The 21,905-nt window shown below is 57.5% G+C and carries 23 protein-coding genes and 1 riboswitch; of the genes, 9 read left to right on the top strand and 14 right to left on the bottom strand.

The genetic code is table 11. The features are described 5' to 3' along the window. Nucleotides 1-163: 163 nt before the first annotated feature. Nucleotides 164-985, top strand: coding sequence for a 2,3,4,5-tetrahydropyridine-2,6-dicarboxylate N-succinyltransferase (gene dapD / locus EH31_RS05605; protein ID WP_034958560.1), 822 nt, complete (start codon nt 164-166; stop codon nt 983-985). 62 nt (nt 986-1,047) lie between these two features. Then, nucleotides 1,048-1,200, top strand: a complete 153-nt coding sequence (locus EH31_RS17720; RefSeq protein ID WP_169738764.1) for a hypothetical protein — start codon at nt 1,048-1,050, stop codon at nt 1,198-1,200. Between the two features lie 9 nt (nt 1,201-1,209). Here the strand turns inward: EH31_RS17720 and EH31_RS05610 are convergent, their stop codons facing one another. Further along, nucleotides 1,210-2,568, bottom strand: coding sequence for a dipeptidase (locus EH31_RS05610; protein WP_034958562.1), 1,359 nt, complete (start codon nt 2,566-2,568; stop codon nt 1,210-1,212). A gap of 147 nt (nt 2,569-2,715) precedes the next feature. Between EH31_RS05610 and EH31_RS05615 the strand changes: the two genes are divergently transcribed. Continuing rightward, on the top strand, nt 2,716-3,123 hold the full coding sequence (locus EH31_RS05615; RefSeq protein ID WP_034959102.1) for a DoxX family protein: 408 nt from the start codon (nt 2,716-2,718) through the stop codon (nt 3,121-3,123). Nucleotides 3,124-3,201: 78 nt separating this feature from the next. On the opposite strand, the gene EH31_RS05620 is transcribed toward EH31_RS05615, so the two are convergent. Beyond that, on the bottom strand, nt 3,202-3,453 hold the full coding sequence (locus EH31_RS05620) for an SWIB/MDM2 domain-containing protein (protein ID WP_034958565.1): 252 nt from the start codon (nt 3,451-3,453) through the stop codon (nt 3,202-3,204). A gap of 76 nt (nt 3,454-3,529) precedes the next feature. Then, complete coding sequence (locus EH31_RS05625) at nt 3,530-4,123, bottom strand: YbhB/YbcL family Raf kinase inhibitor-like protein (RefSeq protein WP_034958567.1); 594 nt, start codon at nt 4,121-4,123, stop codon at nt 3,530-3,532. A 246-nt stretch (nt 4,124-4,369) separates the two neighbouring features. Between EH31_RS05625 and EH31_RS05630 the strand changes: the two genes are divergently transcribed. Beyond that, nucleotides 4,370-5,815, top strand: a complete 1,446-nt coding sequence (locus EH31_RS05630) for a S41 family peptidase (RefSeq protein ID WP_051698961.1) — start codon at nt 4,370-4,372, stop codon at nt 5,813-5,815. Between the two features lie 46 nt (nt 5,816-5,861). On the opposite strand, the gene EH31_RS05635 is transcribed toward EH31_RS05630, so the two are convergent. Further along, nucleotides 5,862-6,320 carry a COG3650 family protein gene (locus EH31_RS05635; protein ID WP_034958568.1) on the bottom strand — a complete coding sequence of 153 codons (459 nt, stop codon included), beginning with the start codon at nt 6,318-6,320 and terminating at the stop codon, nt 5,862-5,864. A 61-nt stretch (nt 6,321-6,381) separates the two neighbouring features. Continuing rightward, the gene (locus tag EH31_RS05640; RefSeq protein ID WP_152553465.1) at nt 6,382-6,963 is read right to left on the bottom strand and encodes a fasciclin domain-containing protein; all 582 of its coding nucleotides are present in this window, start codon (nt 6,961-6,963) and stop codon (nt 6,382-6,384) included. Between the two features lie 140 nt (nt 6,964-7,103). Here EH31_RS05640 and EH31_RS05645 point away from each other — a divergent pair, with 140 nt between their 5' ends. Continuing rightward, nucleotides 7,104-8,330 carry an FAD-binding domain-containing protein gene (locus EH31_RS05645; RefSeq protein ID WP_034958570.1) on the top strand — a complete coding sequence of 409 codons (1,227 nt, stop codon included), beginning with the start codon at nt 7,104-7,106 and terminating at the stop codon, nt 8,328-8,330. Between the two features lie 19 nt (nt 8,331-8,349). On the opposite strand, the gene EH31_RS05650 is transcribed toward EH31_RS05645, so the two are convergent. The 3 genes from EH31_RS05650 to EH31_RS05660 form a co-directional block, all read right to left on the bottom strand. Beyond that, nucleotides 8,350-8,694: an HPF/RaiA family ribosome-associated protein gene (locus tag EH31_RS05650; RefSeq protein WP_034958572.1), complete on the bottom strand. Its 345-nt coding sequence runs from the start codon at nt 8,692-8,694 to the stop codon at nt 8,350-8,352. A 315-nt stretch (nt 8,695-9,009) separates the two neighbouring features. Further along, entirely contained in the window at nt 9,010-9,537 is a 528-nt protein-coding gene (locus tag EH31_RS16790; RefSeq protein WP_051698962.1) for a helix-turn-helix domain-containing protein, read from the bottom strand. A gap of 113 nt (nt 9,538-9,650) precedes the next feature. Beyond that, entirely contained in the window at nt 9,651-10,622 is a 972-nt protein-coding gene (locus tag EH31_RS05660; RefSeq protein WP_034958573.1) for a hypothetical protein, read from the bottom strand. 427 nt (nt 10,623-11,049) lie between these two features. Here EH31_RS05660 and EH31_RS05665 point away from each other — a divergent pair, with 427 nt between their 5' ends. Beyond that, nucleotides 11,050-11,673: a lipocalin family protein gene (locus EH31_RS05665; protein ID WP_051698963.1), complete on the top strand. Its 624-nt coding sequence runs from the start codon at nt 11,050-11,052 to the stop codon at nt 11,671-11,673. Then, entirely contained in the window at nt 11,670-12,164 is a 495-nt protein-coding gene (locus tag EH31_RS05670; RefSeq protein ID WP_034958575.1) for a YaiI/YqxD family protein, read from the top strand. The genes EH31_RS05665 and EH31_RS05670 overlap by 4 nt, the downstream gene beginning before the upstream one ends. A 63-nt stretch (nt 12,165-12,227) precedes the next feature. Here EH31_RS05670 and EH31_RS16795 read toward each other — a convergent pair whose 3' ends face one another. Next, on the bottom strand, nt 12,228-13,079 hold the full coding sequence (locus EH31_RS16795; RefSeq protein ID WP_051698964.1) for a RidA family protein: 852 nt from the start codon (nt 13,077-13,079) through the stop codon (nt 12,228-12,230). A gap of 197 nt (nt 13,080-13,276) precedes the next feature. Here EH31_RS16795 and EH31_RS05680 point away from each other — a divergent pair, with 197 nt between their 5' ends. Next, nucleotides 13,277-13,573: a GIY-YIG nuclease family protein gene (locus tag EH31_RS05680; RefSeq protein WP_034958578.1), complete on the top strand. Its 297-nt coding sequence runs from the start codon at nt 13,277-13,279 to the stop codon at nt 13,571-13,573. 324 nt (nt 13,574-13,897) lie between these two features. On the opposite strand, the gene EH31_RS05685 is transcribed toward EH31_RS05680, so the two are convergent. From EH31_RS05685 to EH31_RS05700, 4 genes are all read right to left on the bottom strand, one after another. After that, nucleotides 13,898-14,836: a DUF4238 domain-containing protein gene (locus EH31_RS05685; RefSeq protein ID WP_081853236.1), complete on the bottom strand. Its 939-nt coding sequence runs from the start codon at nt 14,834-14,836 to the stop codon at nt 13,898-13,900. A 6-nt stretch (nt 14,837-14,842) separates the two neighbouring features. After that, nucleotides 14,843-16,732, bottom strand: a complete 1,890-nt coding sequence (gene thiC / locus EH31_RS05690; RefSeq protein ID WP_034958583.1) for a phosphomethylpyrimidine synthase ThiC — start codon at nt 16,730-16,732, stop codon at nt 14,843-14,845. 36 nt (nt 16,733-16,768) lie between these two features. Continuing rightward, nucleotides 16,769-16,879: riboswitch (TPP riboswitch) on the bottom strand. Between the two features lie 45 nt (nt 16,880-16,924). Further along, nucleotides 16,925-17,533 carry a hypothetical protein gene (locus EH31_RS05695; RefSeq protein WP_034958585.1) on the bottom strand — a complete coding sequence of 203 codons (609 nt, stop codon included), beginning with the start codon at nt 17,531-17,533 and terminating at the stop codon, nt 16,925-16,927. A gap of 207 nt (nt 17,534-17,740) precedes the next feature. Further along, entirely contained in the window at nt 17,741-19,441 is a 1,701-nt protein-coding gene (locus EH31_RS05700) for a flavin-containing monooxygenase (protein ID WP_241765833.1), read from the bottom strand. Between EH31_RS05700 and EH31_RS05705 the strand changes: the two genes are divergently transcribed. Further along, nucleotides 19,442-20,560: an NAD(P)H-dependent flavin oxidoreductase gene (locus tag EH31_RS05705; protein WP_034958586.1), complete on the top strand. Its 1,119-nt coding sequence runs from the start codon at nt 19,442-19,444 to the stop codon at nt 20,558-20,560. A gap of 22 nt (nt 20,561-20,582) precedes the next feature. Here EH31_RS05705 and EH31_RS05710 read toward each other — a convergent pair whose 3' ends face one another. Beyond that, nucleotides 20,583-21,887 carry a metal-dependent hydrolase family protein gene (locus tag EH31_RS05710; RefSeq protein WP_051698965.1) on the bottom strand — a complete coding sequence of 435 codons (1,305 nt, stop codon included), beginning with the start codon at nt 21,885-21,887 and terminating at the stop codon, nt 20,583-20,585. Between the last annotated feature and the right edge of the window lie 18 nt (nt 21,888-21,905).

The following is a 21,905-nucleotide window of genomic DNA, read 5'->3' on the forward strand; positions in this document are numbered from 1 at the left end:
GAGATTTCCTTTGCGTTCACCCAGCCGGGCTCCTGCAAATTTAGCTATCACCGCAACCTTGCCGGGCTGCTCATCAAGGGCTAGCAGCAACTGCGTATCGGACGCTTGCTGCTTTCAAGCCGCCTACTTTCTTCGCCAAATGCGCCTCTATTCTGGAGTTTATATGACCGACACTCTCATCAAAAACATCGAAGACGCATGGGAAGCGCGAGACACGATCACCCCGCAAAGCGAGGTTCGCAGCGCGGTTGAACACGCGCTTGGGCTTCTCGACAGCGGGGAGGCACGGGTCGCAGAGCCCACATCCGATGGCGGGTGGCAGGTCAATCAATGGCTTAAGAAAGCAGTGCTTTTGTCCTTCCGCCTCAATGACAACCGCATGATGGACGGTGGTTCTGCGGGAGCGCCAGCCTATGACAAAGTGCCAAGCAAATTCGAAGGCTGGGACGAGGCTCGCTTTGTAAAAGCAGGTATCCGCGTGGTTCCAGGCGCGATTGCGCGTCACGCCTCCTATATCGCTCCGGGGTGTGTGCTGATGCCAAGCTTTGTGAACATCGGCGCGTATGTCGGTGAAGGCACGATGGTGGACACCTGGGGTTCGATCGGGTCTTGCGCGCAGATCGGCAAGAATTGCCACATCTCGGCTGGCACAGGGATCGGCGGAGTGCTGGAACCCATGCAGGCAAACCCTACAATTATCGGCGACAATTGCTTCATTGGCGCGCGTTCTGAGGTCGTTGAAGGCGTGATTGTTGGCGAAGGATGCGTTGTGGCGATGGGCGTCTTCATCACTCAATCGACCAAGATCGTTTACCGCGATACGGGCAAGATCATCAAAGGTCACATCCCGCCTTATTCGGTGGTCGTTCCAGGGACTCTGCCTGATCCCAACGGTGGCCCCTCGCTTTCTTGCGCTGTAATTGTTAAGACTGTGGATGCGCAAACCCGCTCCAAAACTGGTATTAACGAACTGCTACGCGACTAACTTGGAACCATCGGACCGCGAACTAATTGGTCTAGTGTAACAAAAACACAAGCGAGGAACATATGGCCGACGACAAAGACGCAATCCACATCGAGGACGATGACGCGCGCGCAGCAAGCACACCGGGTATCTTGCGCTATATTCTGGGCATAAGCCTGCTGCTTGCGATCATTGCGATGAGCTTGATCTGGATCGTTCCAGCGCTTTACGGCTGAGCCTAAGTCTTATTCAGTTTCAGGGATCAACGTCTCAATCGGGCGTTGGTCCCTTTTGCTTGCGGCGTATTGTTCTGCACCGCGCAGCACCCGCAAAGCATTGCGATTTGCGATGAGCTCCAATTCAACCTGACTGTATCCCCGGCGCACAAGTTCAGCGAAAAGCTGAGGGTAGCCGCTCACATCCTCAAAGCCGACAGGGCCATTGGGTATCCCATCAAAATCTCCGCCGATACCGATGTATTCGACCCCGATCAGCCCGCGAATGTGGTCGATGTGATCGGCCATATGGCCAATGGTTGTTTCGGGTTCAGGATTAGCATCATCCCAATCGGCCATCGCTGCCTCAACAATGTCGGGTTGTCCGGGGTACAGGGATTTTTGCCGCGCTTCGACAGCGACGCGCTCTGCAAACCACTCGCGCCGTTCTTCGTTGAGATATCCGGGTACCGCATCGACCATCACGATGCCGCCATTGTCTGGCAACCTCATCAAAACGCCGTCGGGCACATTGCGCGGATGACCATTGATCGCGCGCGCTCCTGAATGGCTAAAAATGACTGGGGTACCCGCCACATCAAGCGCGTCCATCATCGTCTTCTCGCTCACATGGCTAAGGTCCACCAGCATCCCCAGCCGGTTCATTTCGCGCACCACATCCTTGCCAAAATCGGTCAGACCATTGTGAACCGGGTCATCGGTCGCACTGTCAGCCCAAGGCGTATTTTGAAAGTGAGTAAGCGTCATATAGCGCGCGCCAAGCTCATACATCTGGCGCAGCACTGCGAGGCTTGACCCAATGGAATGCCCGCCTTCCATGCCGATGATGGAGGCAATCCGTCCATTCGCCATCGCAAATTCAATCGCGTCGGCTGTATCGGTGTATGCCAATTGCCCTGGATATTGATCGATCAGGCGCTTCATCACGTCGATCTGTTCGAGCGTCTGGCGCACTGCCTCTGCCTCGGTCTGGTTCACCGAAACAAAAACCGACCAAAACTGCGCGCCCACGCGCCCCTCGGCCAGCCGATTCAGATCGGTTTGCATCATGCGGCCATCCGGGTGGTTTTCGCCCGTCCGCGTGGTGTCGGTAAAGTCGAAATCGCCTATCTGATTGTCGTTCCTGATACGCAGTTGATACGGCACGTCATTGTGCCCATCAAAAACAGGCGCCACATCCAGCGCAATCAAGGCCTCTTCGAGGGCTGGATCAGGTGGAGGAGCAGGCTTTTCCTCTTCCACCTCAACCACATCCGCCATATCATCGCCGGCCAAGGGTTCTGCGTCCTGGCCCCAAACAGGCGTACCTGCGGCCAAAGCCAAGGTGGCGAAAGCCAATGCGGTCAGGGACAAATAGGATTTTTGCATCTAGGCACTCTCTTCCGGTAGGCGAAGGTGTGATAGGTCACATCTGCATTTTCTGAATAGCGGTCTTACGCCAATCGAACAATTGCGCTTTACCACCAGTCCAGACGACAGGGCTGCGAACGAACAGGACCGCAAAGGAAGAGCATGATGATCAAGGCCGTTCTGCGCATCGTGATGGGCGTGTTTTATGGTTTTGCCGGATATATGCATCTGGCAAAGCCTGATCCGTTCCTTTCCATCATGCCCGGTGCCATTCCTTTTCCTGAACAGATCGTTTTCTGGACCGGAATTGCCGAAATCCTGGGCGCGGCCGCGCTCCTCCAACCTTTTCATCAGCGTTTGCGGCAAGCGGGGGGAATTGGCCTTGCGCTTTATGCGCTGTGTGTGTGGCCGGCCAATATCAATCATTTCATCCTAGATATGGCGCGCGAGGATGGCGGTCTTGGCCTTGCCTATCATGTGCCGCGCATGATCGCGCAGCCGGTGCTCATCTGGCTGGCGCTTTGGGTGGGCGATGTGCCGATGCCTTGGACAAAGCACACGCGCAGCGATTAGGAAAGCACAAACATTCAGGCCGGCAAAAGCGGTGTTCAACACACCACTCCGCCGGCCCAAATTAAAGCTCGTTGAGGCTTAGGTAAGGTGCTTAGACACCGCAGCCGTCATCTTGAACATGGAGATCTGGTCTTTGCCGATCACCGCGCCAAGCTTGCCGTCTGGATTGATCTGACGCTTGTCCTTGCTGTCCTGAAGGTTGTTCGCCTTGATGTATTCCCAGACTTTCGAAGTCACTTGAGCACGGGTCATCGGGCCTTTGCCGATTACCGCTTCAAGATCGCCTGAAAGTGTTACGGGCTTTTGAAGTGCGTTTGTCTTGCCAGCCATGGTTAGTCTCCCTTGTAATTATGGCAGTTCAATCAAAATCGAAATTGGTCACAATCGAAATTAGTCCCAATCGCAATCAGTCCAAGTCAAAATTCTCATCGAAATCGGCATCCGCCGCCTCAACGCCAGTAAATGGCGCATAAAGAACAGCGCAGCCGGTCACAAATCCTTGTATTGCTTTCTTCAGTTCCTCAACGCTAGCCCCCGGCATGAGAGTGAGCGGCAAGTCTGTGGAGAAAATCTGAAACACATAATGGCGCGTCTCACCAATCGGTGGATCGGGCAACAGCCATTCGGAATTGCCCAGCGCGTTTTTGCCAGCCCTTGGCGGCACTTCGCCTTCGAGCAATTTGCCCTTCTGCCCCGGCAATCCCCACAGTGCCCATTGGCACGGTGGTACATCGTTATCACTCGACGCTTCCTCGACAATGATCACGATCTCTTGTGATCCCGGAGGAGGCGCGGTCCATTCCAAAGGCGGGGCAACCGCATCTTCTTCAACAGCGGTAAAGCACGGATCAAGCACTTCCCCGTTGCCAAAGGCAGGGCTCCATAACTTAAACCCGCCTTTGCCAAGCGTCTTCCCATCACCAAGGCTTGCTATCGCAAGCCCGGGATGGCGCGCTGCTTCAGGTAGAGCATTTGAGAGCCAGTCAGGCAAATCAGGCATGATTCTGTCTTTCCATTCCTATGTTGCTAGTCCGAACACGGGGGCAAAACGAGAGAGGTCTGGGGGATTTGCCCCGGTTTCTGAGGAAAACTCCATAAATTTTACACTCAAAAACCTCCAGTCCCGATCAATTGTCGTGATAGGGGCGCAAAGACAAGCCTTGCCCGCTGCTTCGATGTATGCATGAATGCTCATCGCTAGGGGTTATTGAAAACACGATTAAGATGCGGGAGCACACCCTTTTTCATGACATTTGACCTGAATGTAGCTGGGCGAACCGCCCTTTCGGCAACACTTGCATTGGCGCTTGCAGCATGTGGCGGCGGTGGAAGCAGTCCGCCACCGACCGCTGGTCCATCCCCATCACCCGCTCCTCCGACAACGGGTGCCTGTTCGGTTGGCAACCAGATTGCGTTTGCTGATGATGTGCTCAATGATTGGTACCTCTTCCCAGACCTTCTGGACAACACGGTCAACCAAGCGGATTTCACCACAGTCCAATCCTTCCTTGATGCGCGCGTGGCACCCGCACGAGCGCAATCGCGCGATGTTGGCTTTACCTTTGCAACCTCGATTGCGGATGAAAATGCGCTGATCAACTCAGGCTCCAGCGCAGGCTTTGGTGTGCGGTTGAGCTTTGATCAGATCAACAACCGCCTTTTCATCCTCGAAGCGTTTGAAAATGCCCCCGGATTTGCCGCTGGCATTGACCGAGGCACCCAAATCCTCGCGATTGGTACGAGCTCTGCCAATCTTCAAACCGTCAGCAGCCTGCTTGCAAGCGGTGGCCCTGGCGCTGTTGTCGATGCACTTGGTCCAACGGAGGCCGGGATCACCCGTGTGCTGCGTTTTGCGCAGGCCGATGGGACAGTGCTGGAACGCAGCATTGCCAAGGCCGACTTCTCGCTTGATCCGGTGTCGGACCGATATGGCGCGGTCATTATTCAGGATGGCGGGCGCAACGTCGGATATCTCAATCTGCGCACCTTTATCGTGGGTTCCGCAGCCGACGAGCTGCGCGGTGCATTTCAACTGTTTGCCGCAAATAATGTTGACGAGCTTATCATGGACTTTCGCTATAACGGCGGCGGGCTCGTCAGCGTCGCGGAGACGCTGGGCGATTTGATGGGCCGTGACCAGATCGGATCGCTGTTCAGCAGCACCGTCCTTCGGCCAGAGCGTGCTGATAACAATGCAACACGCCTGTTCCGAAGCGAACTCAACGCTCTGAAACCTGAGGCCCTCGTCCTTATAGGCACAGGCAGCACCGCCTCGGCAAGTGAACTGGTGACCAACGCCATGCTTCCTTATGTTGCCTCCAATCGCATCGCATTGGTGGGTTCGGACACTTCAGGCAAACCAGTGGGCCAGTTTGCCTTCGACCTTGACGAATGTGACCTGCGGGTTCGTGCAGTCACTTTCCAGACATTGAACGCCAATAACGAAGGCGAATATTTCACCGGCCTTGCCAGCGTGATGCCAAACACCTGCCGGGCCAATGACGACTTTACCCGGCCGCTTGGCGATCCGAACGAAGCGTCAATCGCAACTGCGCTCGACTTTCTCGCGGGGCGCAGCTGTACCGCGATCAGCGGCGTTCAACGCCAGATTGCACAGAGCGCTCCGGCGATGGAAATGATGAAGCCGAAAGCGCCCACCGCTGCGCAGTATCAAGTGCCCGGACTTTTCTAAAGAACTGACCCAAGCCATCCAGTTATGGCGCCATTGGCTGCGATTATCAGGGGATCGTCTCCCCTTCGGTAAATAGCTGCGCATCGGTGTGCGCACAGCCAAACAATGTCACCTCGTCCAATTGCAATGTCGCGGTGTAGGGATAGGTGCGATCGCTCATGCCATCGCTGCATTCCCCCGGTGTCAGCGCGAGGGTGACCGGTGCCCCTGCCCAATCGCCAGAGAAACCAAGGCCGTTATTGCCTGCAAAACGCGTGAGAGAAAAAGTCTCGCCGTCGATTAGCTCTGGCGTTGAATATTTGGCTTGATAGCCGTCGCCGTGGGGGATGATGGTAAGTGCCCAGAACGGCTCTGTTCCGCCTACGTCGATGACCTCGGCTTCGTCGATGCCATCGAACGGCTTTGTATCGCGCGATATTTCGCCGGGAGTTTCACTGCATCCAGCAAGCAATGCTGGCACGAGGACCAAAAGGGCGAAGCGATTGTAAACCAAGGGCCGTATCATGCCGATCCCTTAGCATTGTCTGCGGACGGTAGGAAACCGCCCGCAGAACAACATTATTGGCTTAACCTGGCATCAAAACGGTGTCGATCACGTGGATCAGGCCGTTTGACGCTTCGACATTAGTCGCAGTGACGGTCGCGGTTCCGCCTGTTGCATCGGTGAGCACAACTGCGCCATCAACCAGAGTTGCAGTCAAAGTACCGCCGCCAACGGTGGTGATGGTGTAGCCTGCTTCGCCAGCTTCTTCGATCGCAGCGGTCAAGGTGGCTGCATCAACAGCGCCTTCGACGACGTGGTAGGTCAGAATGCTGGTGAGGGTGTCAGTGTCGGTGGTGGTGAGCGTTTCAACGGTGCCTTCTGGCAGTTTGCCAAACGCATCATTGGTTGGCGCAAACACGGTAAACGGACCTTCGCCGCTAAGGGTTTCGCCAAGATTGGCAGCGGTTACGGCTGCGACGAGGGTTGAGAAGGTTTCATCGCCTGATGCAACTTCTGGGATAGTGCCAGGAGCAGCGGCTTCTTCTGCCACCATCGTGTCATCGGTCATCGCGTCTTCGGTCTCCGCTTCCGCGCCGCAAGCTACAAGTGCGAGCGCGCTGACCGCGGTAAAGCCGGTGATGAGGGTTTTCTTCAGCATATTCATTTCGGGGGATCTTCCTTCAATTGTTCGGCCCCTTGGGGACCGACTGGGAACTTCGAGAAGCCGCAGGGGTTCTGACGACTTCACTATGTAGTACGCACGAGACTTAGTGATGGATCCATTTACCTTTGCAGGACTTTCGCATGACCTTCATATCTACCCGCCAAGCGGGCCTTGACCGGCTGCAAGAATTCACGCCTCATGCGGGCACTGCCTATGCGCGCTCGCGCAATTTTGACGATGGTACGGTCAAGGACGCGATGCGCGGCAATGTCTCGCAATTGTCGCCCTGGCTGCATGCCGGATTGCTGAGCGAAAGCGAAGTGATTGCGGCGGCCCTGGCTGAGCATGGTCCCGAAAAGGCAGAAAGTTTTGTCTCCGAAGTGTTCTGGCGGGTCTATTTCAAAGGATACCTCGAACAGCGTCCCACCGTCTGGGCAAGCTTTGTCCAGGGGCGCGATGCGGCGCTCGCAAGCGTGGGCGGCAATGCCGGGCTCGCGAAAGCTTACGCCGAAGCGACGCAGGGGCGCACCGGCATCGAAGCGTTTGATCATTGGGCGCGCGAACTTGTTCAAACAGGTTACCTTCACAACCATGCCCGCATGTGGTTTGCGAGCATCTGGATATTCACACTCAAGCTTGACTGGCAGCTTGGGGCCGATTTCTTTTTGCGCCACCTTGTCGATGGCGATGCGGCCTCGAACACGCTGTCGTGGCGCTGGACCTGCGGGCTTCACACCAAGGGCAAGACCTATCTGGCGCGCGCCGACAATATCGAGCGCTACACCCAAAGGCATCCGCAAGGCCCGCTCGCCGCCCAAGGCCTGGCCGAAGAAGCAGAGCCGCTTGAAGAGGCGCAGGAACATTCCCGCGCCATGCCCGACCTGCCCCTCCCAGAGCTGGGCGATGAACCTTTTGCCCTGCTCCTCCATGACGAGCGGGCAAGCCACGTCCCGCTCAGCCTTTCCGCAAAGCCTTCGCTTGTCATTGCCGCTGCCCGGCCAGAGGCAAGGTCACCCAGTGAGATCGGCAAGCTTGCGCAAGACTTCGCTCATCATGCGGTCACTCAAGGGGCCAAGGCGGCTGGCAAAGCCTTCAGTTGCAACACCGCCGAATGGGCCGCTGACACCAGCCTTGCCGATATCCTTGCCGATGCAGGGATCGAAAATGTGGCAACGCCTTACCTTCCCACCGGATGGACCCGCGATGCGCTTTGGGGCGAGCTTTCCACCTTGGAACGCCACGGTGAGCTTACCCAGCTGGTCAGCGATCTCGACCGGGCGACCTGGCCCCACGCAAGGGCCGGGTTTTTCCGCGTCAAGAAAGCCATTCCCGACATTCTGGCCGAGCTAGGCATCACGGGCGGTTAGGCCCCAAGCCGCGGGTTGATCACATCACCTTGTCGGGGCGAGGCTCGTGCTTGTGGCGCTCTTCCTTGCCGAACAACCGCTCAAGCCGCTGGGCCAGAGTGTTGGCAGCCTTGCGTGCCGCATCATCGACCTTGTCCGCTTTACCGGTGACACCAATCGGGCGACCACCGCGCGGACGCGCTTCGATTGTGCAATGCTTGTCATCAGCGCCATGTTTGGAGCCGTTGACGTCGCTCACATGCACCTCAACGCGGGTAAGGCGTTCTTCGAAGCGGGAGAGCTTCTCTCGCACCATCTCTTCAATTCGCTCCGCCACATTGGCGGTGCCCATGACGGAACTGTCGGAATTGAATTGAAATTGCATATTTGCATCTCCTCTTTTGATAGCACCTTATGTGCACTTCAAATGTGGTGATTAAGGGGCGGGATTTGAAGTGTTGTATCCTAGAGATTGATACTTAGGCGATACGCTGCCTAGCGTAAGCTTTGGACCGGGCCATCCGATGGTTCGTGAGGGGCGATCACACCCCGCTATGAGACACATGTGTCTCATAGCCTACACCTGTAGTCGTCATAACATTCTGAAATTGCTCGATTTCCCTTGTTAACCCTATGAGACACATTGGCGCGAGAGCCGGAAACCTGTCCATTTTACCCATGCAGTCTCACCCGTGCTGTTTCATCCATCCGGGGGCCACTCGTCACTCCACCGCTCCAGACCGAGCTCGATCCGCCGTAAAAGGCTCTCGAATTCGCTACGGGTTCCGTCGGGTCGATAGGCGGAAGCGGGGTGCGATTGCGGAATGTAACTGGGCCGCGCCTGCTCGCGCAGGGCCAGCAACGCAACCGTCAACCGCTCATCATATTTGCGCGATGTATGGATCAGCTCGCCTTTGTAAAAATGCGGGACTTCGACCCCGTTCAGCGCCCGGTCCAGCGCCGCATCAGCAAGCGCATCCATCCCGCACGAAAACGCAGCATCCCATGCAAGATCAAACGCCTCCCCCCTAAGATCAGCCCGCAATCGGTACGCCGACGAACGCCCAACCCCCACCATCCGCGCCGCGTCCGCGACACTATGGGTGGATGCAAGGGCGCGCAAAAAGGCGGTCTGCACATCAGGCGTCCAGCGCCTGCGCTCAGGTTCGATAATCGCCTGCGCTTGGTTTTGAGTAAGGTCGGTGCGGTTCGAAGATGTCTGTGTCATCCGCGATTATAAGGCAGATTTTCGTAAAGTAGGAAAGTTTGGCGGCCACCAGTGCACCCGCTCATTTCCCCAGCTCAGTACACCCGCTCAGTTCCCCAGCTCAGTGCACCAGCTCAATCCTTCAACCCAAACGCCTCATGATCGATGACATCCAAATTCGCCAGTTGCTGAACGGCGATATTGACCATTTCAGAGGGTTGCCCCTCAGCCTTGGTCGCGATTCTTTGGATCGAGGTATCAATCGCCTCTGACATCGGCGATGGCACGCGTACAGTCGCCAGAATGTTGTTGATCTCGGTGCTGCTAAGCCCTGCGACCTCGTTCAAGGTTGAGCGCATTTCGATCAGCGGGTTCACCAGATCACGCACCGGCTCATCCGGGTCGACGCGGTGGTGGTCAAATTCCTTGCCAAAAGCGGCGTTGATTTCGTTCAAGGAACCGGCAAGCTCGCCCACAAAATGCTGTTTTGCGTTTTGCACGTGATACAGATCGCGCAGGTGGAGTTCGGTCCAGCTTTTGTCCTTGGCTTTTGCCGCCGCGCGCGCATGGTCGATAATGTCGGTTTCCGCCGTCGAAAGCCGCTCAATCTCTGCGACCGCCTGCATGAAGCTTGTGACAGGGGCGGGAAGGTCGCCGGGAAGCGCAAGTTTGCGGGTGGGCACGGCTGGCACGTGCTTTTTATAGTCGCTGATCTTGGGATCAATTCCGCCGATCATGGTCGCAAGGCCAGCGCCTATGAGCACACTGCCACCTGCCGCGAGGATCGCGCCGATGGTGGATGTGGAGGCATTGGCCGCAGTGCCAGCCGCCGTCGCCGGCAAATTGGCCGCCACCGCAACCGCCCCGACAATTCCAACGGCAATCACACTAACGCCGGATGTGACCATGGAATGGCCGACACCGATCTTCTTCCAGTCAATCGCAATCGCGCCTTCTTTCGACAAAGCAAAATCGGGAAGCTCAGGCGTGTCGACGCCTGCTTCGGCCGGACGCGCATTGTCGGCACCGCTGCATGAGAACCAAGGGTTAGCGGGCCCGGGCAAGGTCTCTAAGGGATCACCGCCAAGCGGTCCTCTCCAGGGCATGTTCACTCCTTAAGCGCAAGGGCTTTGTTCAAATTGAGCAGCATTGCCAAACAGGCAGTGCTGTCAAAAGGACAGTCAAAAGGACAGTGCGAGCGATGCAATCGTGATTGAGTTATCACTTGAGCGATTGCTTGTTTAACCGGTCGCGCTGTCTATCATTTATTGGAAGTTTATTGTGCACTTGCGAATAACACTGTGCAGTTGGTCACACTATTTGTGAGCAATTGTAACATGATCGGTAAGCGCGCTTTGGCCCGCCCGCCTTTTACCCCCTGAACAGAAAGCCGAGCGCGGGCTCCCCATTGAAATCGTGAGGATACAAGCAACCATGCAGGCCGGGGTGGTTCAATTTACAAACCTTGTTAGGGTCAGGAGCCAAGAATTCTAACAAGCAAGAGTTTTTGGGCGTGCAAAGGAAAGCCAAGCTATGACTAAACCGAGACGCTCATGGGCAATCACTGCGACCGCACTCGCCCTCGCCGCGCCCATCGCGCTTGGCGCGTGTGTTGGATCGCCCGGCCCGGTTGGCAATGTGGCCGTGCCAGAGCCTGCAAAGCCGGTGGAGCTTAATGCCTATCTTGGCAAATGGTACGAATACGCCCGTTATGAGGCCCCTTTCCAGGAGGGCTGCGAAGGGGTGACGGCGGACTATTCGCTAAAAGAGACAGATGGGCGCGAGACCTCATCTGCCTCAAACATCCGCGTGGTCAATTCGTGCTTTGAGGGAAGCCTCTCCGGCAAATTCAGCCAAGCAACAGGCCGCGCTAGAATCGTCGAGGGATCGGACGGCGCAAAGCTCAAGGTCAGCTTCTTTGGCCCCTTCTTTGGCGATTACTGGGTGCTCGACCGCAGCGAACCGAGCGCGGATGGTCAATACGAATGGTCCATCGTTGGCGAACCCAGCGGGCGCTACCTCTGGATGCTCACCCGCGAGGCGGTGCCCAGCGAGGAGCGCCGCACCATGCTGGAGACCCGCGTGCGCGAGCTTGGCTATGACTGGGATCTGGTGCGCGTGACCAAACAGCCTGCACCCCCAGAGCCTGCTCCGTGAGTTCAATCACCATATTGATCGACGCGGATGCCTGTCCGGTGAAGGACGAGATTTACCGCGTCGCCGCCCGTTTCAAGGCACCCCTTCCCGAAGCACACGTGCGCGTGGTCAGCAACTCTCCTTTCCGCATTCCCGACAACCCGCGTGTAAAGCGCGTGGTGGTGGACGACAGCTTCGATGCCGCCGACGATTGGATCGCCGAGGAAGCCGTGCGCGTCTCCCCCAAATGCGTGGTCATCACCGGCGACATCCCCTTGGCCGACCGGTGTCTCAAAGCAGGCGCCCGCGTGCTCAGACACAATGGCGACGAATTCACCCCGGCCAGCATCGGCAGCGCCCTTGCCACGCGAGCCATCATGGAAGATTTGCGCGCAGGAATGGCCGGAATGGATGGAAGCATAGGCGGCGGCCCTCCCCCGTTCAGCAAGGCGGACAGGTCAAAGTTCCTGCAAAGCCTCGACCGGGTGATGATGGCACTATCTCGCAGTTAAGATGTTGGGGCGTAAGACGTCGCGGGGTTAATACGTCGCGGGGGTAACGCGCCTGCCCCTCCCCTATTCGCCGGAATCCACCACCGTTTCAGCCGGTGACGAACACTCGCCCAGCGCCTCAAAGTACTGGCGGAACGCCTGCACGTCCCCGCCAAGAGCCTTGCGTAGCCGCGCTTCAGCTTCCTTCGACGCGCTTTGCATGATGGCACGGTCCATATCATCGAGCCGGAAAAGGTTAGCCAAAGCAATCGCCTCTTCCAGAAACAAGGGCCGCGTAAAGGCCTCGAGAGCAGGCTTTGGGAAAAAACCGTCATCTATCGCATCAGCGTGAAGCCTCCACCGGCCCACACAAACGGTCGCTTCCTCAGGCGTGTAGGCATTGGGAGCCTTCGCCTCGCCCGCGTGGAGATAGGTGACCGCCATATCCCAATCGACACCTTGCACCGGCGCCTCTTTCGGATTGTGCGCGGTGCACTCGATCTCGATTTTGGCTCCGCCCACAAGTTCCTTCACTGCCATGGTAGAGCGCACGGGATAGCGGCCTTCTTGGAAGAACTTGGCGTACACCGCATTAAACGCGCCAAAGTCGTCGATGTCAGCCAGCCAAACGGTGCATTTGAACAGCGCATCGTGGGTGAGGCCATAAAGCGCCAAAGTCTCCCCAATCCGCTCCATAGCCCGCCGCGTTTCGGCCTCGATGCCGTTTGTCTTGTCGGTGTCAGAGGAGCGCGCAAGGCCGAGCTGCCCCGCAAGGTAGAGCGTATCGCCCACCTGCACCGCCCGCGAAAACGGCGCAGAGGAGGCACTGTTGGGGAGGAACTCGGGGGTGCTCGCCGGAGTGCTTTGCGCGATGGCAGGCGTGGCTGCGAGCGCTAGGGTGAGGGCTGCGGTTAGGGTGGTGGTGGGGTTGGTCATTGGAGGAGCATACACTAGAGAAACGTCATCCTGAACCCCGCCCCGTCATCCCGAACTCGTTTCACCGCATAACGCTACAATGCTCGTCATCCCGGACCTGATCCGGGATAACCCCAGCAACCACGCGCCAAGCATCGAGGGTTATCCCGAAACAAGTTCGGGATGACGAAGATGATTGCAGTCGTTATCGCAGTGTGATGGCGAAACACCCCTGCGTCTACATCCTGGCGAGCGGCAAACGAGGCTACATCTACATCGGCGTCACCTCAGACATTGCCGCGCGATACCACCAACACCAAAAAGGCACCTTCGAGGGCTTCGCCAAACGCCGCAATTGCAAACGGTTGGTGCACATTGAGATGTTTGCAACGATGGACGAGGCTATCACCCGCGAAAAGCAACTCAAAAACTGGCACCGCGATTGGAAGATCAATTTGGTGGAGGGGGATAACCCGGAATGGCGCGATTTGGGGCTGGAGATGGGATTGCGATGAGGAAGCGTCGTTAACCCCACCGTCCGCCCCATTAGTCATCCTGAACCCAACACCGTCATCCTGAACTTGTTTCAGGATAACCCCATCAACCACGCGCCAAGCCTCCAGTGTTATCCCGGATCAAGTCCGGAATGACAATTAGAATGGACCACCACACACCACCCTCAACCTTGCCACAAACGTCATTCCGAACTTGTTTCGGAATAACCCTCGCCATTTGGCACAAACCCGCTGTTATCCTGAAACAAGTTCAGGATGACGAGAAATAGGAAGGCAGAACAACAGAGTTCTCACCCTTCTTGTAACATCAGCATCGACGTCGGCTCAATCAGACACAATATCAATCGACCTACATATCATTGCGCCCCGTTCTTTATGTGTTTTACGGCTTACCAAGCCTAAGCGATGGCTTGCATACTTCTTAACAAGCCTTGCAATTCCGTGCGATGAAATTGGCGAAAAAACGAAATCCTCGGCACACCTCACAACTTGCCGATTGAAGATGCGAACTTGAGCTGGTGTCACATCAACTAACCTAAAGCGAAAGTCTCTTGGGTTGTCTTTCAACGTGGGCGATCTCACAACCGGAGATACCTTGATCGCAAGATCGGGTCTCAAGGGCACAAGTCTAGTCAAAGGTGGTTGCGGTCCCTCAATTGCAATAGGGAAATCGCTCGTAAGAAATGGACACTGTGTGGAATGCCCATTTCGCAGAATTTCCCAGGGATAGCTGGAAAACGCAATCGTGCTTTCAATTAGATTAGCAACACCAAGGGCATGCGGGTACTTACGATCGATATCAAACGTAAGCTTTCCATCGTTGATTAACTCCAGCACAGAAGTTGCCTCGAGCTCTTGCGGAATTGGAGGTAACTTATCAAGCTTTTCAGGCCTATCAAGCTCGAGCTTAGTGATCTCCGAGAGATTTGAGGCCCCAAGCCGTGTCGCTGTCGGTGCGCAACCTCCAACAAACGCCATGAACGCGGCTATCACTGCAACATCATCGTGCCCAAAGCTTCCAACGCTAATGGCCTCGCAAGACCGATTATATTTGGGCTCAAACGTACTGAGGAAGGCTTCCAAAAGTCTAGGCTCGCCAAGGTATGGGTTGGTGCTGCCTTCCTCGATCCGACATACATCTCGGGAATCACACGGGAACGAGTCTAGCTTTGATTTCCGAAATGCAAACATTTTGCGTCCATCAAGATGATGCGAATAGAAGTTTTTTAGATGAACCTGCGATACATAATGATCTAAAGCCAAATAGAATCACCCCTCCGGCAAATACAGCTCGCGTCCCTTCTCATCATAGAGCTTGGACATCTCCTCCATCCCCTTGATCGCGGCCTGACGGCTCGCCTCGGCTGTCTCGGCGCCCAGTTTTTCAGCTGCAAGAAAACTCTCGGGGCTTTCGTTTTGCTTGGCGGCGAAGTCGCGGACCTCTTGGCTGATCTGCATGGAGCAGAACTTTGGTCCGCACATGGAGCAGAAGTGGGCGGTCTTTGCGCCTTCTGCGGGGAGCGTCTGGTCGTGGAATTCTTCCGCCGTTTCGGGGTCGAGGGACAGGTTGAACTGGTCGCGCCAGCGGAATTCGAAGCGCGCTTTTGACAGGGCATCATCGCGCACTTTGGCGGCCGGGTGGCCCTTGGCGATGTCTGCTGCGTGGGCGGCGAGTTTATACGTCACAACGCCGACTTTTACGTCGTCGCGGTCGGGCAGGCCCAAGTGCTCTTTGGGCGTTACGTAGCAAAGCATAGCGGTGCCGTACCAACCGATTTGTGCCGCTCCAATGCCGCTGGTGATGTGGTCGTATCCCGGCGCAATGTCGGTGACGAGCGGGCCCAATGTGTAGAAAGGCGCCTCGCCGCAGACCTGCAGCTGCTTTTCCATATTCTCTTTGATCTTGTGCATGGGGACGTGGCCCGGCCCCTCGATCATGACCTGAACGTCCTGTTCCCACGCGCGGTGGGTGAGCTCGCCCAATGTGTAGAGTTCGGAGAATTGCGCCTCGTCATTGGCATCCGCGATGGAGCCCGGGCGCAGGCCATCGCCCAGCGAATAGGCGATGTCATAGGCTTTCATGATCTGCGTAATGTCGTCGAAATGCTCGTAGAGGAAGCTTTCCTTGTGGTGGGCGAGGCACCATTTCGCCATGATGCTGCCGCCGCGTGAGACGATGCCGGTGACGCGCTTTGCCGCCATGGGCACATAGGCGAGGCGAACGCCTGCGTGGATGGTGAAATAGTCTACGCCCTGCTCGGCCTGTTCGATGAGAGTGTCGCGGAAAATCTCCCAAGTGAGGTCTTCGGCAACCCCGCCCACTTTTTCCAAAGCTTGGTAAATCGGCACGGTGCCCACGGGGACAGCTGAGTTGCGGATGATCCATTCGCGGGTGTCGTGGATGTTGCGGCCCGTGGAGAGGTCCATAATAGTATCCGCGCCCCAGCGCGTGGCCCAGACCATCTTGTCCACTTCGGTCGCCACATCGGACGCCACGGCAGAGTTGCCGATATTGGCGTTGATCTTGACGAGGAAATTGCGCCCGATCGCCATGGGCTCGCTTTCCGGGTGATTGATGTTGTTGGGGATGATCGCGCGGCCACGGGCAACCTCATCGCGCACGAACTCCGGCGTGATCACATCGGGAATTTGCGCACCCCAGCTTTCGCCATCGCGCTTGAAATCAGCTGCGAGTTCGCGGCCAAGGTTTTCGCGTTCGGCGACATATTCCATCTCCGGCGTGATGATGCCTTTGCGGGCGTAGTGCATTTGGCTGACGTTGTGGCCGGCTTTGGCGCGCAAGGGCCGTTTCACCACATTGGGGAATTGCGGGACGCCGCCTGAGCGGTCGGGGCCAAGCTGGCCGTTGTCCTCGGGCTTTACTTCGCGGCCGTCATATTCCTCAACATCGCCGCGCGCGTGGATCCAGTCGGATCGAAGGCCGGGGAGCCCTGCGTTAATGTCGATATTGGCATCTGTGTCGGTGTAGGGGCCCGAGGTGTCGTAGACGCGCACCGATGGCTCATCCCCCTCAAGGTCGATTTCACGCATAGCGACGCGAATGCCGGAGCCCGTGCGAGCACCGACATAGACCTTGCGGCTGCCACGAATGGGTCCGGTGGTGACTCCGATTTCGACTGGGGAATTGATGTCGGCCATGTTTGCTCGCTCCTTAAGGCGGAATGCGAGCGTGTGGTCGAAGCCAGGCCCGCTCCCTCCGCCTGTGTTAACAGGTTCAGGTTCAACGGGTCAGGCGGCGCTTATCCCGCCCCTCTCAGCGAAAAGCTCGCTCCCCGGGGATGGGATGGTCATAGGGCCAGTGGCGGGACGTGTCCATCACCCTTCGCGCGATCAATCGCCCTTGGGCTGGGTGAGAAGGCACAGCGCGAGCAGCACTGTCGCCGCCACACCGCTTGCGCCCGATGGCATAACGCCGCCGCCGCTTGTGGACATGGACAGACCAAAGCCCATCACCACCGCATTGCTGAACATTGCAACGGCTCCGACCAAAAAGGTCAATCCGCCCAGCAATTTGGAACCTTGATTAAGCTTCGCCATACCGAACACCAGTGCGGCAAGGCCCAGCAGCACCTTGGCCGCATTGTAACCAAAGAAAGAGTAGGCGACGATGGAGCCTGCCAAAGGCGCAAGCTCCGGGTTCGCCTCAGCAATTTCGCGAAACGGGCCAAATTGGGTGAGGCCAATGCCCACTTGGACAACATTGAGCACGGCCGACATTGCAATCGCGGACCACCCCAAAATCGCAGTCTTGGCTTGCACCAGAGCAGATCCAGCAAGAGCGGCCATAAGCGCGAACAACAAGGCCTCAAACGACCAAATGGGGCTGCGGTCAATTTCAGGCGCAGCGACGTAAAGAATTGTGTAAACCGCTTGCGAGATGGCTGCGAGCAAGAGCAGCACGCCTGTGAGTTTGACCGTCCGGTCGAATGTGATTTCCATGGATTGGGACCCCCTGTTTAAAAGCCTTCTCCCTGCTTTTCGCACCCCGATCAAGCTCGGTTACACTTCGCCCTTGAAGGCGGCAAAAAGTCAGGATCGTGATGACACACCTTTTCAGGCCGCGCACACGCACGTTTGAGAGAAGAGTAAGAGGAGCAGTGCCTCTACACGCTGTGGCCGGATCGGACGTTCAAAGAGCAGTCGGGCTCAGGACTGAGCCTCTAGTTCACCCTGCGGCCTCGACACATCTCCCTGCGCCCGCGCAGTGTAGACAAACTCGCTGCCATCAAGGTTGATGGCCGGGAATTCTTCGCGCTCGGCCCAGTAATCCTGATTGTGCCGCCATTCGGGTTTGTCTCCCCGGCGCGGCATCTGGTCGAGCCCGCGCATCAGATAGCCCGGATTGAAATTGTCGCGCTCGATCCACGGGAGCAATTCCATCCCTTCGTCCTCGGGCCGCAAGGCCACTTCGACCCTCGCCGTGCCATTGGCGTGCATCCGGTTAAGCAGGCGGCAGACGAAATCGCCCATCATGTCGACCCGCAATGTCCAGCTGGCGCGGAAATAGCCCATGACCCATGCCATATTGGGCACGCCGGTGAACATCATTCCGCGATAGGTCACAGTGTCGTTCCAGTTGACCGGGGCGCCGTCGACCTCGAACGGAATGTCGCCCATTACCGACAGGCGGAAACCGGTCGCGGCAATGATCAGGTCGGCTTCGATCACTTCACCCGAAGCGGTTACCACGCCTTCGGGAGTGAAACGATCGATCGTATCGGTAACCACGCTCAACTGGCCCGCGACCGCAGCACGAAAAACGTCCCCTTCCGGACAGAAAGCCAGCCGCTGCTGCCACACGCGATATCGCGGAGTGAAATGCGGTTCGAATTCAAAATCGGGCTTGCCGGTAAAAGCGCGCACCAGCTCCTTCAGCTCTTCGAAGACAGCATCGGGTTCCTCGATACAGCGTTTGGTCATAACGTCCTGATCAAACATGATCTGTTGCCGCACCACGCGGTGGATGGTCGGCTCGTCAATCCCAACCTCGCGCAGGCGGTCGGCCAGCTCGTTCTTGTTCTCGCTGCAGAAGAAATAAGTCGGTGAACGCTGGAGCATGGTCACGTGCCCGGCGGTCTTGGCGAGTTCGGGGACAACGGTGGCGGCGGTTGCCCCGGACCCAATCACCAGAACGCGTTTGCCCGAATAGTCATAGTCCGGGTCCCACTTTTGCGCGTGCACGAAATCGCCCTTGAAATCATCCAGACCGCGCTCTGCCCAGTCTTCGGGGATGTAGGGCTTTTCATGGTCGTAATACCCTTGGCACATCCAGAGGAAATTGCAGGTGAAGGCGACCATCGCGCCATCGGCAAGCCGCTCGGCTTCGACAGTCCAGAGGTTTGTCTCGCGCGAAAAGGCGCAATTGACGATGCGGTGCCCGTAATGAATGTGTTCGCCGATCCCGTTTTCCTCGATCACTTCACCCATGTAATCGAGGATCGCCTGCGCGCTTGCGATAGGCGCACCGACCCATGGTTTAAAGCGATAGCCGAAGGTGTAGAGATCGCTGTCAGAGCGCACTCCGGGATATTTGTGCGTTTCCCAAGTGCCGCCGAAAGTGTCCTTCATTTCGAGGATTGCATAGCTTGCCCAGGGCGATTGATCTTGCAGATGATAGGCCGAGCCGATGCCGGAAATCCCCGCTCCTACAATCAGGACATCAACATGAGTGGTAGCGTTGTTGGCTGTGGCCGGGTCAAACATTTGTGTCATATCGTATTCCTCCATCCCGGAATGCATATTGACGCGCGCGGCGAAGCGGACATTGATGTGGGTCAATTCTGACCAGAACATCTTGCACCCGGTGCTTCGATTTGCCAGCACGGCTGGACCAAGGAGAGAATTCAAATGCCGTTTAAAATGACCGAGATGGTGGGATGCGAATTCCCGCTTTTTGCCTTTAGCCATTGCCGCGATGTTGTTGCCGCTGCGAGCCGCGCGGGCGGATTTGGCGTGCTGGGGGCTGTGTCATACACGCCAGAACAATTGGAGCATGAGCTCAAATGGATTGACGATCATGTCGATGGCAAACCTTACGGCGTCGATGTTCTGATCCCCGAAGTGCAGGCGGTCGACAAATCCATCACAGCCGATGCGATCATCGCTCAAATCCCCAGCGAATACCGCGATTTTGTTCGCCAGATCCTGCGCGATGCGGGGGTGAGCGAGGAGGCTGGGAGCCCTCAAGGTGGCAATCAGGCACCCAACACCTCGCTGGGGCAGGAACTGCTTGAGGTGAGCTTCAACCACCCGGTGCGCCTGATCGCCAATGCTCTTGGTACGGCCCCGCCTGAGATGATTGCGGCGGGCAAGAAGCACGGCATTCCCGTGGCGGCTCTGGTGGGGGCAAAGGAACACGCTCTTAAACAGGTTGAAGCCGGCGTCGATATCATCGTTGCGCAAGGCGGCGAAGGCGGCGGGCACTGCGGCGATGTGTCTACGGTCGTTCTGATCCCGGAGGTTGTGCGCGCTATCAAAGACGCGGGCGCGGATATTCCCGTGCTGGCAGCGGGCGGGATTATGACCGGCGAACAGATGGCCGGCATGATGGCAATGGGCGCAGACGGAGCATGGTGCGGGAGCGTGTGGCTCGCCTCACCAGAGGCAGAGACAACCGAAGTCTTCCGCGAAAAGATGATTGCCGCAGGGTCCAGAGACACCATCCGCTCCAAACACCGCACCGGCAAGTTCTCGCGGCAATTGAAAAGCGAATGGCACGAACGTTGGGAGAGCGCCGGGCTCCCCGCCCTGCCCATGCCATTGATGAGCCTGCTGGCCGAACCGGTACTGCGCGCGATTGATCAGGCCGCTGTTGGCGGCAACGCTCAGGCACAAGCGCTCTCCAGCTATTGGGTCGGCCAAGGCCTTGGCCTTGTGCAAGACAGCCGAGGCGTTGGCACCATCGTGCAGGACTTCAAAGCAGGCTTGGCCCGCGGGTTTGAAGATTTGGCAGAGGCGGTGGAGTAGGCTTTACTCCTGCGCCCCGGGCCTACTCAATCACCCGCCCGCGCACCATTACGAAGTCAACGTCTTCGAGCACGGTCACATCGGCCAGCGGATTGCCATCGACTGCGATAATGTCGGCGGAAAAACCCGCCTTGATCTGACCGATCTCGTCTTCCATGCCCAGCACGCCTGCGGCCACGGTTGTGGCGCTTGCCAACGCCTGCTGGTTGCTCATTCCGCCCTTCACCATCAGGGCAAATTCGCCTGCGTTCTCGCCGTGGGGGAAGACGCCTGCATCGGTGCCAAAGGCAATCGGCACGCCGTATTCAATCGCGCGCTCGATAATGCTGTCAGCATAGGCCGCGACCACGCGGATTTTCTCCTCAACGATGGGGGTGTAAATGCCATTGCCAAGGCCGCCCTTGATGCCTTGGAACGCCATCAGCGTGGGCACGAGATAGGTGCCGCTGTCCTTCATTGCGCGCGCTGCGTCTTCGTCGATATAGGTGCCGTGTTCGATGGTCTGGACGCCTGCTCGTGCGGCATCTTCGATCCCGCGCGCACCGTGGGCGTGGGCCGCAACATTAAGGCCAAGGCTTTGCGCGGTTTCAACGATTGAGACCATTTCCGCATTGCTGAAATGCGCCTCAAGCCCGCGCCCTTGCTGTGACAGAACGCCGCCGGTGGCCGTAATCTTGATCACATCTGCGCCATATTGCGAGGCCTGACGCACCTTTTGCGCGCATTCGACAGGGCCGGTGCAGGCAAAGCCGCTGGCCAATTGCTCGTTCACATTGCGGGTGAAGCCGGACACATCGCCGTGCCCGCCAACGATGGAGATCGTGCGTCCAGCGGCGACAACCCGTGGCCCCGGCACAATCCCTTCGGCCGTTGCCCGGCGCAGCGACTGTGTGGCTTGATCGGTTCGGCTGCCAAGATCGCGCACGGTGGTAAAGCCTGCAAGCGCGGTGATGCGCGCGTTTTTGGCCGCGATCAGGGTCGAATATTCCGGCGGCGTCGTGGCGGCGCGCCAGAACTCGCCCGACGGATCACCCGACAAATGGACGTGAAGGTCAATCAAGCCGGGAAGGACGGTCTTGTCCGACAGGTCGATGCGCTCGGTGCCCCGCGCCTCCCACTCGGCCACGGGTGCCGCGCCGGGCTCGTAAATCGACTGGATTTTGCCATCAACCACCACGATCACTTTGGGGCCTGTGGGCTCGCTGTCTGCATCGGTAATGACGCTGCCTGCATAGATCAGCGTGTCAGCAGCCGCCGGCGTTGCCATCAATGCCAAGGCGGAGACGGCGCTCGCGCACAAGCTACGCAGTGGGTTGAATTTTTTCATGGTTGAGGCCCCTTTGTC

The sequence above is a fragment of the Erythrobacter longus genome, assembly GCF_000715015.1.
Taxonomy (GTDB): Bacteria; Pseudomonadota; Alphaproteobacteria; order Sphingomonadales; family Sphingomonadaceae; genus Erythrobacter; species Erythrobacter longus.

Coding starts and splice junctions, on each gene's coding strand:
- EH31_RS05635 (WP_034958568.1), bottom strand. CDS start 6,320: ATGATACGGCCCTTGGTTTACAATCGCTTCGCCCTTTTGGTCCTCGTG.
- EH31_RS16795 (WP_051698964.1), bottom strand. CDS start 13,079: ATGACCAACCCCACCACCACCCTAACCGCAGCCCTCACCCTAGCGCTC.
- EH31_RS05625 (WP_034958567.1), bottom strand. CDS start 4,123: ATGCCTGATTTGCCTGACTGGCTCTCAAATGCTCTACCTGAAGCAGCG.
- EH31_RS05680 (WP_034958578.1), top strand. CDS start 13,277: ATGGCGAAACACCCCTGCGTCTACATCCTGGCGAGCGGCAAACGAGGC.
- EH31_RS05620 (WP_034958565.1), bottom strand. CDS start 3,453: ATGGCTGGCAAGACAAACGCACTTCAAAAGCCCGTAACACTTTCAGGC.
- EH31_RS05660 (WP_034958573.1), bottom strand. CDS start 10,622: ATGCCCTGGAGAGGACCGCTTGGCGGTGATCCCTTAGAGACCTTGCCC.
- EH31_RS17720 (WP_169738764.1), top strand. CDS start 1,048: ATGGCCGACGACAAAGACGCAATCCACATCGAGGACGATGACGCGCGC.
- EH31_RS05630 (WP_051698961.1), top strand. CDS start 4,370: ATGACATTTGACCTGAATGTAGCTGGGCGAACCGCCCTTTCGGCAACA.
- EH31_RS16790 (WP_051698962.1), bottom strand. CDS start 9,537: ATGACACAGACATCTTCGAACCGCACCGACCTTACTCAAAACCAAGCG.
- EH31_RS05705 (WP_034958586.1), top strand. CDS start 19,442: ATGCCGTTTAAAATGACCGAGATGGTGGGATGCGAATTCCCGCTTTTT.
- EH31_RS05615 (WP_034959102.1), top strand. CDS start 2,716: ATGATCAAGGCCGTTCTGCGCATCGTGATGGGCGTGTTTTATGGTTTT.
- thiC (WP_034958583.1), bottom strand. CDS start 16,732: ATGGCCGACATCAATTCCCCAGTCGAAATCGGAGTCACCACCGGACCC.
- EH31_RS05710 (WP_051698965.1), bottom strand. CDS start 21,887: ATGAAAAAATTCAACCCACTGCGTAGCTTGTGCGCGAGCGCCGTCTCC.
- EH31_RS05695 (WP_034958585.1), bottom strand. CDS start 17,533: ATGGAAATCACATTCGACCGGACGGTCAAACTCACAGGCGTGCTGCTC.
- EH31_RS05645 (WP_034958570.1), top strand. CDS start 7,104: ATGACCTTCATATCTACCCGCCAAGCGGGCCTTGACCGGCTGCAAGAA.
- EH31_RS05640 (WP_152553465.1), bottom strand. CDS start 6,963: ATGAATATGCTGAAGAAAACCCTCATCACCGGCTTTACCGCGGTCAGC.
- dapD (WP_034958560.1), top strand. CDS start 164: ATGACCGACACTCTCATCAAAAACATCGAAGACGCATGGGAAGCGCGA.
- EH31_RS05610 (WP_034958562.1), bottom strand. CDS start 2,568: ATGCAAAAATCCTATTTGTCCCTGACCGCATTGGCTTTCGCCACCTTG.
- EH31_RS05665 (WP_051698963.1), top strand. CDS start 11,050: ATGACTAAACCGAGACGCTCATGGGCAATCACTGCGACCGCACTCGCC.
- EH31_RS05650 (WP_034958572.1), bottom strand. CDS start 8,694: ATGCAATTTCAATTCAATTCCGACAGTTCCGTCATGGGCACCGCCAAT.